We start from the raw sequence: 14,714 nt of genomic DNA, 5'->3' as shown, positions 1-14,714 counted from the left end.
TAATTCAGCTTGTCGGCCACCGAGTAGGCGGTGAAACCGACGCTCGGAGGATGTTGCGATGACCGGGTCAGGCGATGACACACCGTTGCTGGGGTACCCCCGTGAACCGGTCGATCATCCAACCGAGCGCGGTCGGGATACCGAAGAACCCCGGGATACCGTGTCCTGCAGCGGTTCCCGGGAGTATTGGCGGCAGCGGGAAGGTGGTGAACTGTACCGTCGCACCCCGGCCACACCAATCCCGGGCGACGTCACGTGAACTACTCCACGGCACCACGTCGTCATTGTCGGACGCCACGATGAGAATCGGCGCGTCGGGCGTCAGGCTGCCGATGCGCTGCTGGTCGAAGATGGGCTTGAGGACCGGGCTGGCAGTGGCCACGTCACCCAGCGCGCGACCACTACTCGTCCACGCGTTCGTTCGCTGGAACGCGTACCGCGCCAGCGTTTCCGGCACGCACTGGTTCGCAGTTTCCCGCAACAGCGACTTTCCCGCACTGTTGAGCACCCGGTCAAGTTCGGGACGGGCCTCGGGATAGTCGGCGTAGACACCGTTGAGCGCGTATCCGACAGCACCTGTGAGGATTCCACCTTCAGCGAGCGCCAGGGTCTTGAGCGGGTCCACGGGCGGGGCGCCGGCGTAGGTTCCGCGGACGTTGAGCTCGGGCGCGTACTGGGCTTGCAACTCGGCGGCGCCGGCGACCGCTCCCCCGCCCTGCGAGTAGCCCCACATCCCGACCGGCGTGTTGCCCGGCAGGGATTTCAAGTCGATGGCCGCCCGGGCCGCGTCGAGCACCGCATGGGCCTGGCCCACCCGGTTGAGGTACCCGTGCACCGAGGGGGTACCCAGGCCTTGGTAGTCCGTGACCACCACCGGGATTCCCTGCGCGACCGCCGCGTAGATCGCAGCAATCTCGTACTGCACCATCACGTCGAGTCCACCGCCGTACTGGATGACGGAGTTGAACAGCCGCGACGGTGCGCATTGATCGCCTTGACCGTGGGTGCCGACGGCGACGGCGATGATCGGTCGCGGGCCTGGCTCAGCCCAGGGAATGGCCGGCTCGAAGTAGGTGCCGGTGACGGCGGTCGGTGCACCGTTGATGTCGGTGCTGGCGTACATGATGCGGGTGCCGGTCGCCGGGAAGGCTCCACCGTCGGCCGGGGCACTGAACGCCAGCGGCGACGGTTCGGACCGAAGAATGCTTCCCGGGCTCTCCGAGATATCGACAGGCGGCTGGTAAAACGCAGGTCCCGGCGCCGCGGCTGCACTTCCCACTCCGCCGAGCATGGTTACCGCGGCGAGAATCATCACCGCCAAAACACTGAGCAGCAGGTGGTGAAGGCGTGCGACGGTGGGTGCCATTCTGCGGAAATTACCAGGTCCGACGTGCACGAGGACCAGTTTCACGGACATGGTGTCCGGGCAATTACGTGGGCACAGAGATCGTCACTCGGATCGGTATGTTCACGACCGCCCGACGAGCCTCCGTAGCCACCCGCCGAACCCGCCTCCGTTGCCAATGGGCTCGTCGGCCATCCGACTGTTGATGGCCTCGACATCGTGGAAGGCCTCCGCTCGGGCCCGGATCGCCTCCACGGCCTCAGGTCCGGGATCGTTTGAGCTGCCGGTGCTCGTGGGCTCCTACCAACCGCGCGCGGAGCGCCGCCATACGAACAGTTTCGGCATCGCGCAGGGCCAGTCGCGCGGCGGTCTCCTGTTGCCGAACAAGGCTCACGTCAACGGAGCGTGCGTGTTTCGCGGCATCCTCGAGGAGCTTTACCCGCTCATCGAGCTGCTTGCGACGGGCATCCAGCCACTGCTTGCCGTCTGCCGCGGCTTGTTTGTCCGACGCGCGACGGGACTGCTTCAGTTTGTCGACCAGTTCCTGCATTGCACTTGCCTGCACAGCCGAAGAAGCGATCCAGAACAGATCCGCCCCGAAGTCAACGTCGCCCAACCATCGCTCGGCGGCAGCATTCGAGAAGGTGATCACCTCGACCGCCAATCGTGCCTTGTCCACGAACTTGCGGTCCTTCTTGTCGCAGTCCGCCACCTCGTTCTGGGTGACCAGTTGGCCGGACGCCACCAAAGCCCTTCTGTGCGAATCCCGTTCATTCTGCACGCGCTGTCGGAGCCGCCCTCCGCCCGCGAGAAGAGCCGCGGCCATGATTACACCGCCGAGGAGAAGCCCGATGTGCACGATCGATGCCGCGACCAACGCGCCGACCACGCACACAGCGGCCGCGCTCTTACCGAACCATCGACTCGACACCCCCGACAGGATCGGACGCCGCCTCAGACGAGGTGCGTCGGCGGCGTAGTAGTCGTACAGATCATCCACAGGAGTCAGAGCTCATCGATGGTGATGAGGCCGTCCTGCAAGGCCCGCGCCAGCAGCGCGGCCTTGGTATTGGCGGGCCGGCCGACGGCCTCGTACTTCCCGCGGATGCGCGAGATGTGGGTGTTGACCGTCGCAGCGCCGATGAACAGCGAGCGGCCGACTTCCTCTTTGCTGTCGCAGATCAACCAGGTCCGCAGGACCTCGATCTCACGGCCACTCAATCTCGGCCCGGTGGTCCGGGCACCTGCCTCATCCATTGTGTCCATCACGGATCCAATCCCTCCCTCGCAGACAGTCGGAGTTGACTGCCATCTACGACGAGAAAGTAGAGGAAAGGTCTGACAACGAAATCCGTTGCGCGGCTGGATATTTACTTCCATGCGTGTCATTTCGAACGCGTGATCGAGCGGTTAGGGCGATTGACGGGAATTGTCAGACATCTTCTCTACCCTGGCCCACACACGTCAGAGGGAGGTGCCCGATGTCCACGTGCCATGACATCCGCATCAGCCGCTTGGGCCTGCCGTCGACGAATTGACAGGACGCAACGGCGATCGTCGAAACGCCGTCATCAGATGGCATGTCCCCCGATGGACCATGCAAGCGACACCCTCCAGGTTCTACACTCTCCACGAAATCTTCTTGGGATAGGCTCTCAACAGTTCGACATTGCCGGGGGGCAGCAAGGGGGGAATAATGCGGATAGATCCCGCTGTGGTGCATGAGTACGCGAAAGACGTTTGGAAGATCGCTGACGTTGTCGCTGGGGTGCGCCTTGACTCGTCGTTCATGCATGGCTCGTACGCGTGCGAAGGCACCGACCTGGTCAAAGGTCTCGCCACGCACGCTCACGACCAGCATCTTGAGATGCAAGCACTGGCCAAGGAGTGCGACGATTTCGGTACCGCATTGAAGTCGACTGCGGATACCGTTGCGCGACACGAATCGGATAACGAACGGTCCTTCACCGACCTATCCAGATCCCGCTTGACGTGACCGTACTAATCTCGCAGATACGTAACTGGAGAGTCGGAGACATGGGCTCCATGGCCACGGACCTACGAACCAGTGCAACCACCCTGCACACGAGCGCATTGACTTTGATGAACCGACTTCAGGGGATCTCGACCGACTGGCAAGGCGAAGCACGTGACGAAGCGGCCCTCGAGGCCAACGCAAAGTCCGAGACTTTGAAGCAGAAAGCCCAACGGCTACAGGCCACCGCCGACATCATCGACACAGCAGCCGTGCAGCTGAAGTTGCTTCGCGACAGCGTATTAGGCCTCGTCGACGACCCTGGCAACAAGGTGAAGTTCTCAGTGTCGGATGACGGCACCGTCGCTATCACCGCCCTCTACGCGTCCCAGTTGCAGATCCGAAGCAATTGCGACGAAGCTCTCTTCAGCGCATGGATGGCGAAGCTGGAGATCGAGCGGCGGGACCTTCAACGCAAGCTCACGACGCAACTCGGATCCGCAGACTGTGCGGGACAATTCTACGATTGGCAGATAACCAACGCTCTGATGGGCAACACCGCGGCCGGGCGTCCATTCTCACCGCGGATTCCGCCTCCACCACCCAAACCTCTCGGACCGAAAGACAAGGCAAACAAAGACGGGTCAGGGCCAGATTCCTACGACACTTGGGACCCGGGGTTGCTGGACCAAGTCAGCCTGCAACAGCTCCGCACAATCGCCGAATCAGGTTCGTGGGCGACTTCTCCCGCCACTGCGCAATCGTCGGCACTCCTGAACCACTACTTCGATAACTCAGGGACCGACTACCAAGTAAGTGTCAACCAGATGCTCAAAGACATGCCGGCATTCAAGACGGAATCGGCTGAGCAAGCCCGCATTCAATTCGATGCAGCGAAGACCGACCTCCCCGCGGGATACATGGGACCAATCGCGTTCCAAGGTGAATATGACAGCTCGTACCGGCCGAGCCTGACGAGCAACCCCGATTGGAATGCATCGCTAGGGACCTACTCGTATCAGTCCAGTGGGGTTGCAACACCGACGGCTGACGGCAGCTACGACTTGTCGTACCAGACCAGCATTTACGATTTCTACAATTGGGATTCCACAGGGAAGAGTCCCAGTTCTCAGTATTCGGACCTCAACAATCTCAATCGAGCCGGCTGGGCCAACACATTCGATACCGTCGGAACTTCCGGCCTGCGGGCAACAACATGGCCGTGAGAGGGATAGTGCACGCACACAGGAGATTCGCGCCCAACCAACATTCGAAACGAAATTGAGACATGCATCCACTCACCCCGCCTGCTAGCCGATCGGTATTCCGGCGGAAACGCGTTCTCATCCCGGCGGCGATTCTCCTGCTCGTCATTCTCGCTACGGCCTCCTTTTTTGCGTGGTATCACCGCAGTCCGCAGCAAATCGCCGACGCCGCGACAGACGAGTCTCGCGTCGAGATCCCAGCGGACGCAACTGAGGTTTCGGCCACCTACGACCGGATCCGCATCCAAGGCGGTTGTTCACGATTGTCATTCCTGATGCCGAGCCAGCAATGGCGCACGTACGTACATCAGTACGCCACAGAGCCATTGACACCTTCGAACTACGGCCCCACGTCAACGTGTGACAGCATCCCGTCCGATTGTGTCGAGGATGTCCGCCCCGATGGGCTCACAGGGTTCATCAGCAAGGACGAGATTAGCGACGGCGCCAAGTATCGGTACCTCTTCGTGATCCCGGAATGCGAGCCCGGCCAGACACTCATATCGTGGAGTACGTTCGACATGTAAGCCCAGATGCGCGACGCGACTGCCGATTTCCTTCCACCCGATGTCAGTTCGATCGCATGATTGAGCAGAACGGCCGACTGGCGCAGAATTGTCACACCCCACCTCATAGTGGCCCGAGCTGAGTGCCACAGTGGAAGCTACACCGCCTCCGGTACCACAGCGTCCGTTCGGCATCCGATCTGTCTAGTTCGCTACGGTATGGGTCTTTGGAAATCACGCAATCCGCTAAACAGATTCTATTGGTTGGTCCGAAGCCGTGATCTAGTGGCTGAATCGACTCGGCGCCTGCCGTCTGACGTAGCTCAAATAGACTCTGCAGGATCGAATCTGGCGGATCCAGTGTCGGACAAAAAGCCCGATAGCAACAACGGATCGCGCTGCCATCGTACGAGGGTTGGCCCGGACTACTCGAGCCGGCGACATCTGCCGCAGGCCTGAAATGGTGAGCTTCACAATTACGAGAAGGACTCTAAAGTGGTCGACAACGACAAGAACATTGTGCCGGTCTGGACCCTGGCCACCCGGGACGTCACGGTGCCCGTGCTCACGGGTGATGAGTCCATGACACCGGAGCGGCTCTCCGAGCTGCGGACCGTTCTGGCAGCCCTCGCCGACGCACCAATAGCAACTCTTGAGGCACACCCTCTGCCGACGACCTTTGACCGCAACCGAGGCATCCACCTTGACAGCGCAAGTCCGCTGGCCACACACCTCTCGCAGTTGATCAGCCAGACGTCAAAATCAGGCTCTGCTACGACCATTAGCGCCGGCGGCGAAGCCCTGTATCGGATGGTTGTGCCGGCGAAGGTTGCAGCGCAGGTCGGCGGCGGGCTCGTGAAGCCGATGGCCTCGAAGGCAGTTACCGGTGGCGTACACAGCGCCCTCGTCGGATCCTCAGGCATCGCCGCTCAGGCGACGTTTGTTCCGGTCGCCGGCCAAGCCGCGGCAGCCGGAGCTGCGGGTGGGTCAGCGGCCACTGTCGGCGTCGCAGCAGCCGGCGCAGGAGCGCTCACAGTCGCTGCTCCGCTGGTCTTGATGGCCGTTGCAGTCGGCGTCAGCGCGCACGCGGACCATAAACGTCAACAGGCACTCGAAAAGATCACTGAACTGTTGGAGAAGCTGAACGACGACGCGCTCCAGCACGAGCGCAGCGCACTCAACGGATGCCGCGACGCAATCGACAAAGCCACCGGAATCTTGCTCGACCAAGGACGTATTGGCGCGTCGATCGGGCTCGACTCCGCTGTTCACGCCATCAGCAGTGCGCTGGCCGATGCAGAAGCGCGTCTGAGCAATTGGGAAAGGGGCCTTGCAACCCTGCAAGACGGCCGCGCCGAACTCAAGCCGTTGCGCCGGGCATTCAATGGAATCGACGAGGAAGCCGGGGAGTTCTATGCTCACCTCGAACTCGCTGAACTCGCCATCGCTTTGAAGAAGCGGGTCATCGTTCTCCAGGCGGTCGAGCACGCTCAGATGGATCAAGACAACCCATTCGAGAGCTTCACGCGGACCCTCAAGCACGACCAAAAGCGTGTCAACGAGCTGGAATCGAGGATGGCGTCAGTGCTTACGGGACTGTCAAAGCTCCAACTAGATCGCTCCCACGGTGTTCGCGACTTCATGTTCTCGGGGGGCGACGTCGATCTGCTGCTGCGCACCTCCTATCGGTTGCGCGATTTGGGAAATGGCGTCAATGACACCCCGGTGCAATCCGATGTCACCATCGACATCGCGCGTAGCACGGACGGATCGGTTGTCGTCCTCCCTGCGCTTGTTGCTTAGACGTATCCCAGTTGTTGTACGACCTAGAGCAGAGGTATGAGAATGCCAAACGGCCGCAACGCAGATCCTGCGATCGTCGCTGCCAAGCTATCGCGGATTCGCGAGCCGCACGTCGCCGAGTTGAACCGTCTCGCCGACACGATTGCCGACACGCTGAGTCTTCCACGCGGTCACGTGCCGTACGTCGATCCCGATCAAGGCGGAGTCAACGCTCGACTCCTGGTCCTGCTCGACAATCCGTCTACCAAAGCAGAGGCCGGCACCGGGTCGGGACTGCTGAGTCTGGACAACAACGACCGGACCGCCCGCAACTGCAGAGAAGCCTATGCGCGACACAACGTGTCATGGTCTGACGTAGTGCACTGGAACGTCGTTCCTTTCCCCGTTGCCGACGCCCAAAATGGTGGCTCGACATATGCCGAACGAACAAAAGCCGCACACTGGACGCGCGAACTCGTAGACCTATGCCCGAACCTCGAATTCGTTCTGCTCCTTGGCGTGGCCGCACGTGATGGGTGGGACCGCGCGGCAGTCGACCGCGAATTATTCGTTCTGCCAAGCAAGATCCCTCATTGCTCAGCTCGGGGCCTGAACTCACCTGGCGGACGAGACCGATTCGAATCCTCGATCGAGCAGGCGGCAACGCTGCTTCGCGGTGATTAGCACGTTGTGGAATTGAACCCAACCACAACCACTCTCGATATCAGCAACGACCTGGAAGAAGCAGAATGGCACAGAACCGTTGGGACTACGAAGAAGGCGACATTCAAATCGTCTACACGTCACTGCCTGGCACGGCAGCACCTAAGGTTGGCGATGCCTTGCCCGATGTCTATTCACTGCAACTCGACGGTAACGGCGAGGAACCTGCGGCCACTCACGGCGAGGCGCAAGGAAGTGTTCTTCCAACGGCCATACCAGCGGAAGCGATACCTCACCTCGGCGTCTACGTGTACGCCCTCCGCGACGCGTCTACGCAAGAAGTCTTCTACGTCGGGAAAGGCCGCGGCAACCGTATCTACCAACATGTTTGGGCAGCAATCGGAAATTATGTCGTCACGTCCAATCCATCTGAAGCGTTGGGAAACGACGACTCTCCCGAAACAGTCACCGCCAAAAATGAGCGTATTCGTCGGATCTTCGACAGTGGAAACACCGTCGAACACTGGGTTATCAGACACCATCTCGAGAAGTCGGACTCCGCGGACGAAGTCGCGTTCGCTGTCGAGCAAACCCTGATCGACGCACTCCAACTGAACAACGCCGACCTCACAAATGTCGTCGCGGGACACAAGAAGACAGCATTCGGCATGAGCAGGGTCGAAGACCTGATCCACCACTACTCGGCCCAGCCTGCACCCGCACTGCCGATCCCGTGCGCCCTCATCAAAGTCAACGCCGCAGCCAATCTCCAGGCAACGCCTGAAGATATCTACCGGTGGTCCAGAGCCGCGTGGCGCGCAGGCTACGACATGAGACAGATCCGTGGCCTTCCAATAATCGTCTTCGCCGACGATGTAGTCCGCGCAGTCCATAGAGTCGAAGCGTGGAAGCCGGCACGCAATGACTCTGGCCGAAAAATCAAAAACTGTTGGCAATACACCGGTCAACCGGATGACGCACTAGAAGCGGTGTTCAAAGGAAAGAGTCTGCGGGATGTTCGCGAAGCGCGACCCAACCATTCTTGGCGGCAACACGGGTGGCATCCATATCCCGCGCCGAATCCAAAATAGCCTGTTCGAGTTGCTCAACCCGAAAGAAACAAGCACTCGTTCTTCTAGCCAAACGTCCTTCTGCCAGCACCTCAGGAACCCGCGAGCACCGCTAACAGTCGAGATACGCTTTCGCACAACATCCGGACTTCAACAGCCGTCGGCGACAACTCGTAGGCGTGGTGATGGCAACACGCACTAAGTTGGTTCCACGTGAACTCGATCTGCGCCGTATGGCTCTCGCCGTCTAGCGATTTCAGGATCGCCAACCGCGATCGCATCGTCGCGCCTGGACACTCGGCTCCCATCTCGGCCAGCCGTACATCGACCAACGTCTCTACGGCCTGCCGTGCGACAAATGCGGCGAGGCGTGCTGAGTTGCCGGAACTCGGTCCAGCGGCCCCGTCAAGGATTCGCTCGGACTCCCGCAACAGCTGCGCCACAGCATTACTCGTCATACTTCGGCCAGAATATCGTCGACCGTCTTACGGAGGCTACTCACATCATCTTTTGTGATGCTACCGATATTGCCGTGCGAGCCCCTGTTGCTGATGCTCAGCGCCGGGAAACGATGCGGCCGATAGCTCCGCCAGCCCGAGATATCACCCGTGGCGTCCCCTTGAAGTGCCAACGCGACTCGCTGATTGGTCTTTTTGCACGTCTCCCACACAACTTCCGATTCACCGTGTGACTCGCCCGCAGCCGCACATTTCGCGTAGAACACCTGCTGGGCAGCGGATTCCAGCGCAAGCCGGAACAGACCCGGCACCGCACGTCGCTTGATTTCGTCGTCAACGTTCTCATCGGCCACCAGAACGAACGCGTCGGTAGCGTACCTAGTCGCCGGGTTCTCCGCTGATTTGACCGAGATGGAGGAGCCCGCTTCCCGGGTGACCTCAAGTAGCTGAGCAGGGACTCCTAGTTGGCGAATGGATGCGGCGAGCCGGTCGTCGTGTGAAAACACGATCACCTGTCTGGTCTCGGCCAGCGTGCGTAGAACGTTGATGAAGCCTTCGATCTTGGCCGGATCCATCGCTTGGATGGGATCGTCCAGAACAATGAAACGGAACGGGCTTGCCTGCGCAGCTGCCCGCGGAATGAACAACGCCAGGGCCAGCGCATGCAACTCCCCCTGACTCATCACTGTCAAGGCGGCCGCCGGCTTACCGTCGACACTTCCTTCGAGGACTGCCTTACGGTGAGTCCGCTGTCCGTGCAGCGTAATTGAGCTGATATCAACGTTGCTCTCCTGGCGCAACTGCGACCAGATCTCTCGCGCACGATCAGCTATCGGTTCCATACGCTGATTGCGCAGTGTGTTTGCGTTGGCAGTGACCCACTTCTTGGCGGCGTCGAGCTGAGCGACAACGTCGTCGCTGCCCCGAGCCGTCTGCTCCAAACTCAACCAACCATTGATCTTCGCCGCGACGGGCGCCCACTCATCTTCGAGAGTCGCAAAAGCCGCAAACGCCTCGGCCTGAAGCAGGATGAGAGCCTCAGCAACGGGTGACATCACGGAATCCAGGTGCTCGGCGAGGCTGCCCGAGTCTGCCGGCACCGCTCGCGCAACTGCTAACGCGGTCGCGTAGGCATGCACGGATGGCAGCGAGACTCCATCAATCGCGACGACATCCACTAACCCAGCTACCAGCGCGCTCGCCCCCTTACGCGCCGCCTTCAGGTCTTCCTGCGCAGTTCGATAGTCACCAAGCCGCTCATCCTCTGCCGTAAGGAACCTGCGCGTGTGTTCCTCCCATGCGGTGTCGAGCGTCCCGACACCGCAGACGGGGCAATGCTCGTCGTCGCCCGTCTCGCGGTATGCCAACGCAAGCCGCAGCAGCGCTGACCGCTGTTCAGCGGTAGCAAGCGCCTGATCCGCCAATTCGAGGACCCGTGATTCGCACTCTCGGAGGGACGATGTCGCTGCTGCAACGGCGTCGAGATCAGGCACCTGGATTTCGGCAATCTGGCGAAGCCTCGCCAATGTGACTGTTTGTGGCGAATCGGCGCCACTCACCAATTTCGCAATTGCATCGAGTTCAGGACGTCGCTTCTTCACCAGTTTCGCGGCCTCGACTGCCCGTGGGTCATTAGCTTTTTCGAGGGCATTCTTCAACACCTTCAACGCGTCAGAAGCCTGAATCCGCGGTTGCTTTCGTTCCTTCAGAAGGTCCGCCAGACGCTGCTCCGCGTCCTGGACCTCTTCGAGGCCAAGGAGTGTCGCCAGCTTGTCGTACAGTTTCGAGGGCTCTTGATCGAGCAGCGCACCGATCTCGTCGTAGGTCAGGATCGGCCGATAGATATCGAGTGCGGTCGACCACCCCAGACTGGTGGTACCAGGCTCCCGTTTGGCGCCGGCGACCTGAGTCCAGGTGTCGCTGCTGTCGAGCTGTGCGTCATCGGACCAGTCGACGCCGACTGTGGTGACCTTCGAGTCCGGTACCGCGAACTCGACCCGCACCTCACACGGCGTGCCTTGATGCAGGTTTCGCCAACTGTCGGCCCACATTTTCGCGCGCTTGTTGCGCCACCGGTAGCTCTGCCCAGTGAGCGCGAACTCCAAACCTTCAGCAAAGCTGGACTTTCCGGAACCATTTCGACCACTGATCACAGTGATGCCGGGATACGGCGAAACATCGAGGGTGGCTCGCGGGCCGATTCCTCGAAACCCCGCAACCGAAATCGACTTCAGGTAGGCGCCGACGGGTTGGACAAACTCCGCTGCGTCACTGTCCGGTCGTTCGGCGGGGGCAGCCGTTCCGTCGATTTGCTCCTGCAGCGCGTAGTCGCTGTCGAGCGCGCCGATTACGGCGTACTTCACGTGCTCTTCCAGCGTCGGATCAGCATCCAAGAGATCCCACACAATCTCAATCAATGACTGCTCTGCGGCCGACGTCGGTTCTATCATCGAGGCTCCTCCAAGTGATCTGAATTGCCACTCTCGCAGATGTATCCGACGTTGGGACTCGATACGGATTCCCGGGTGGTACGTCACAGTTCGTCAGACCCTCGTGATCTACTCCAAGAGTGAACGAACCTCTCCCCCGCGGTATTTACGAGTTGCTCCACACGCGGCGGGTCGACGCAGACCTGGGCTCCCAATCACTCTCTCCCGATTTCGCTGATATCAGCGATGGTGACGTCCCAACGATCTTGAGCCGGCACCTTGCCGAGGCTCTCGTTCGACATCTCGGTGCCCTCAAGCCGACCGATCAAGTCGCCCGGGCTAACGAGTTCCTTGGTCAGCTCGATCAGACGGACGAGGTTCTACGGCCTGAGTTGCTCGTGGCCCTCCGGGAGGCAGACGAACCGAAGCTGCAGCGCCCAGCCACACCGCTCTCGGAGGTCGCCCTCCTCACCAACACCAAGGGCGAGCCAAACATGGCCGGAGAGATCGCCCATGAGCTCGCGAGCGCGGACAGCGTGGACCTGCTCTGTGCGTTTATCCGCTTCGCCGGCATCTCGGTTCTGGGTCAGCAACTTGCGGCTCTTCGCCAGCGCGGGATACAGCCGCGAGTCCTCACCACCACCTACCGCGGTGCCACCGAGCGACGTGCGCTGGACACCCTGGTGACGAAGTACGGAGCGCACGTCAAGATTCGATACGAAACCGCCTCCACCCGACTACACGCCAAAGCCTGGCTCTTCCGTCGCCTCAGCGGCTTCGACACCGGTTACGTAGGAAGTTCCAACCTGTCACGCTCGGCGATGGTCGATGGTCTCGAGTGGAACGTTCGGATCTCGGGGGTCAGCACACCATCGCTGGTGCGCAAGTTTGAGGCCACCTTCGACACCTATTGGAATGACCCAGCTTTCAAAGACTACGACCCGGCCACCGACGCAGATCTTCTCGACCGCGCGTTGGCCGAAGCTGGCGGCAACTCCCAGGGTCGGCAGACACTGACCGTGTCCGGACTCGACGTCAGGCCCTACCCGCACCAAGAACGGATTCTCGAAGCCCTCGACGTTGAACGGCAGGTGCACAACCGCCACCGCAATCTCGTGGTCGCGGCGACCGGAACCGGCAAGACCGTTGTCGCCGCGCTGGACTACCGGAGTTTGTGCGAGCGCGCAGGCGAGCGGCTTCCGCTCCTTTTTGTGGCCCACCGCAGGGAGATCCTCGAACAATCGTTGCGCATGTACCGAGAAGTACTCGCTGACGCTAACTTTGGCGAACTGTATGTCGGCGGGGAACGACCAACTCAGTGGAAACACGTGTTCGCCAGCATCCAGTCACTTCATTCGAAGGTACTCGACGGTATCAATCCAACGCAATTCAAAGTCGTTGTGGTGGATGAATTCCACCACGCTGAAGCCGCGACCTACAAGCGACTCCTCAACCACGTCCAGCCCACAGAGCTTCTCGGTCTGACAGCCACACCAGAGCGCACTGACGGCCGTGATGTCTTTTCGTGGTTCGACGGCCGAATCGCCTACGAGCTCCGGCTCTGGGACGCACTCGAACAAGACCTGCTGTGCCCGTTCCACTATTACGGTGTAGCCGACAACACCGACCTGCGTTCGATTACGTGGTCACGCGGCAACTACAACATCAGCGGGCTTTCAAACCTCTATACCAGCACCGACGCTCGCGTCCGGTTAGTTCTACAAGCGCTGAGCGACAAGGTCAGCGACCCGACCGCCATGCGCGCGCTCGGATTCTGCGTGTCAATTGCGCACGCGGAGTTCATGGCACACAGATTCACACAACAAGGAGTGGAGTCGCTAGCAGTATCCGCAGACACCAGTCCTGTCGCGCGTGCAGAAGCGTTCGCCAAGCTCCGAGCTGGGACCGTCCAATGCTTGTTCGGGGTGGACGTCTTCAACGAAGGGCTCGACATCCCTGATGTCGACACCCTGTTACTCCTGCGCCCAACGCAAAGCGCAACTATCTTCTTGCAACAGCTAGGACGCGGGCTTCGACGCACCAAGACCAAAGCAGTCCTGACTGTCCTCGATTTCATCGGCCAGCAACGCCGAGAGTTCCGGTTCGAGAATAAGTTTCAGGCGCTCACCGGGTCCAGCCGCGGACGATTGCTTAGCGAAATCAGCGAAGACTTCCCGTTTCTTCCTGGCGGCAGCCGGTTGGTCCTCGATAAGGTGTCCCAGGAGATCATCACCGAGAGCATTCGGCACACGATTCGACTTAACCGACGCGCCGATCTCGTCGCCAGCATTGCCTCGCACAACCCTCACACGCTGCAGGAATACCTCACGGAATCTGGCCACGACCTCGTAGATGTTTATGGTGGCACCGCCGGCAAATCGTGGACCGCACTGGCCCGCGATGCACATTTGCCCACGCCTGCTCCGGGTCCCGGCGAGGAGGCCTTGCTCCGACGGATTCGGATCGTCACGCACGTCGACGACCTCGAACGCGCCATGGTGTACCGGAAACTCGCACAACCCGGCGGCCCCCGATATCGCGAACTGTCGTCCCGCGAACAGGCGTATGCGCGCATGCTGTTCTTCCTGCTGTGGCCAGATCGCAGCAACCACGAGGACTACGACGCCGGCCTGCAGCACTTGCAGTCCAATCCAGCGATCTGCGACGAAATCGGTCAAATCCTCGATGTCACTACCGACCAGATCAAGCACGTACCCAAACCCATGGATGCCAACGACCTTCCACTCTTCACCCATGTGCACTATCGACGCGAGGAGGTGCTCGCTGCTATTGGGTGGGCTTCGTTGACGCGCAAGGCATACGGCCAGGCGAGCGGTGTCGTATGGACGGACGACGGGGCAACGGGAGCGTTGTTCGTCAATCTCCACAAGGACGAAGGTCAGTTCAGCCCCACCACCATGTACCGCGACTTCCCGATCTCCCGCGAGACGTTCCACTGGGAGTCCCCGAACAACACCACAGTCCAGTCGAAACTTGGTAAACGTCTACTCGGTGCGAGCGGCGAGAACGGGCGGGTGCTGTTGTTCGTCCGGGACCGACCTAACGGCGACATCGGCGCGGAGCCATTCATCTTCCTCGGCCCCGTTGACCTCGTCAGCCATCAGGGTGAACGTCCGATCGCAATCACGTGGAATCTACAGCGACCGATGCCAGCCGATGTGTTCGCTAGTGGGTCGGTGATTGCGAGTTAGCATACCCTC

General features: G+C 60.6%; 10 protein-coding genes. 6 read left to right on the top strand and 4 right to left on the bottom strand.

Annotated features, from left to right (window positions below):
• Positions 1–67: 67 nt before the first annotated feature.
• From AC51GT_RS17900 to AC51GT_RS17890, 3 genes are all read right to left on the bottom strand, one after another.
• On the bottom strand, positions 68–1,366 hold the full coding sequence (locus AC51GT_RS17900) for a lipase family protein (RefSeq protein ID WP_496329638.1): 1,299 nt from the start codon (positions 1,364–1,366) through the stop codon (positions 68–70).
• A 238-nt stretch (positions 1,367–1,604) separates the two neighbouring features.
• A complete protein-coding gene (locus AC51GT_RS17895; RefSeq protein ID WP_496329637.1) occupies positions 1,605–2,234 on the bottom strand; it encodes a hypothetical protein in 630 nt (209 codons plus the stop codon).
• Positions 2,235–2,350: 116 nt separating this feature from the next.
• On the bottom strand, positions 2,351–2,611 hold the full coding sequence (locus tag AC51GT_RS17890) for a LuxR C-terminal-related transcriptional regulator (protein WP_496329636.1): 261 nt from the start codon (positions 2,609–2,611) through the stop codon (positions 2,351–2,353).
• 430 nt (positions 2,612–3,041) lie between these two features.
• On the opposite strand from AC51GT_RS17890, the gene AC51GT_RS17885 reads away from it, so the two are divergent.
• From AC51GT_RS17885 to AC51GT_RS17865, 5 genes are all read left to right on the top strand, one after another.
• Positions 3,042–3,341, top strand: coding sequence for a hypothetical protein (locus AC51GT_RS17885; protein WP_496329635.1), 300 nt, complete (start codon positions 3,042–3,044; stop codon positions 3,339–3,341).
• 41 nt (positions 3,342–3,382) lie between these two features.
• On the top strand, positions 3,383–4,546 hold the full coding sequence (locus tag AC51GT_RS17880) for a hypothetical protein (protein ID WP_496329634.1): 1,164 nt from the start codon (positions 3,383–3,385) through the stop codon (positions 4,544–4,546).
• 1,040 nt (positions 4,547–5,586) lie between these two features.
• Positions 5,587–6,894, top strand: coding sequence for a hypothetical protein (locus tag AC51GT_RS17875; protein WP_496329633.1), 1,308 nt, complete (start codon positions 5,587–5,589; stop codon positions 6,892–6,894).
• Between the two features lie 36 nt (positions 6,895–6,930).
• On the top strand, positions 6,931–7,557 hold the full coding sequence (locus AC51GT_RS17870; protein WP_496329632.1) for a uracil-DNA glycosylase: 627 nt from the start codon (positions 6,931–6,933) through the stop codon (positions 7,555–7,557).
• A gap of 65 nt (positions 7,558–7,622) precedes the next feature.
• Positions 7,623–8,627, top strand: a complete 1,005-nt coding sequence (locus tag AC51GT_RS17865) for an LEM-3-like GIY-YIG domain-containing protein (protein ID WP_496329631.1) — start codon at positions 7,623–7,625, stop codon at positions 8,625–8,627.
• Between the two features lie 433 nt (positions 8,628–9,060).
• Here the strand turns inward: AC51GT_RS17865 and AC51GT_RS17860 are convergent, their stop codons facing one another.
• Positions 9,061–11,514, bottom strand: a complete 2,454-nt coding sequence (locus tag AC51GT_RS17860; RefSeq protein WP_496329630.1) for an AAA family ATPase — start codon at positions 11,512–11,514, stop codon at positions 9,061–9,063.
• Between the two features lie 119 nt (positions 11,515–11,633).
• Between AC51GT_RS17860 and AC51GT_RS17855 the strand changes: the two genes are divergently transcribed.
• Positions 11,634–14,705, top strand: a complete 3,072-nt coding sequence (locus AC51GT_RS17855; RefSeq protein WP_496329629.1) for a DEAD/DEAH box helicase — start codon at positions 11,634–11,636, stop codon at positions 14,703–14,705.
• The last annotated feature ends 9 nt before the right edge of the window (positions 14,706–14,714 follow it).

The sequence above is a fragment of the Williamsia sp. z34 genome, assembly GCF_059553395.1.
The sequence above is the reverse complement of the archived record's forward strand: the minus strand, read 5'-3'. Positions and strand labels throughout refer to the sequence as shown.

What these genes read in the sequence shown, in the direction of transcription:
- AC51GT_RS17900 (WP_496329638.1), bottom strand. Translation starts at nt 1,366, where the DNA reads ATGGCACCCACCGTCGCACGCCTTCACCACCTGCTGCTCAGTGTTTTG.
- AC51GT_RS17880 (WP_496329634.1), top strand. Translation starts at nt 3,383, where the DNA reads ATGGGCTCCATGGCCACGGACCTACGAACCAGTGCAACCACCCTGCAC.
- AC51GT_RS17865 (WP_496329631.1), top strand. Translation starts at nt 7,623, where the DNA reads ATGGCACAGAACCGTTGGGACTACGAAGAAGGCGACATTCAAATCGTC.
- AC51GT_RS17890 (WP_496329636.1), bottom strand. Translation starts at nt 2,611, where the DNA reads ATGGACACAATGGATGAGGCAGGTGCCCGGACCACCGGGCCGAGATTG.
- AC51GT_RS17870 (WP_496329632.1), top strand. Translation starts at nt 6,931, where the DNA reads ATGAGAATGCCAAACGGCCGCAACGCAGATCCTGCGATCGTCGCTGCC.
- AC51GT_RS17885 (WP_496329635.1), top strand. Translation starts at nt 3,042, where the DNA reads ATGCGGATAGATCCCGCTGTGGTGCATGAGTACGCGAAAGACGTTTGG.
- AC51GT_RS17860 (WP_496329630.1), bottom strand. Translation starts at nt 11,514, where the DNA reads ATGATAGAACCGACGTCGGCCGCAGAGCAGTCATTGATTGAGATTGTG.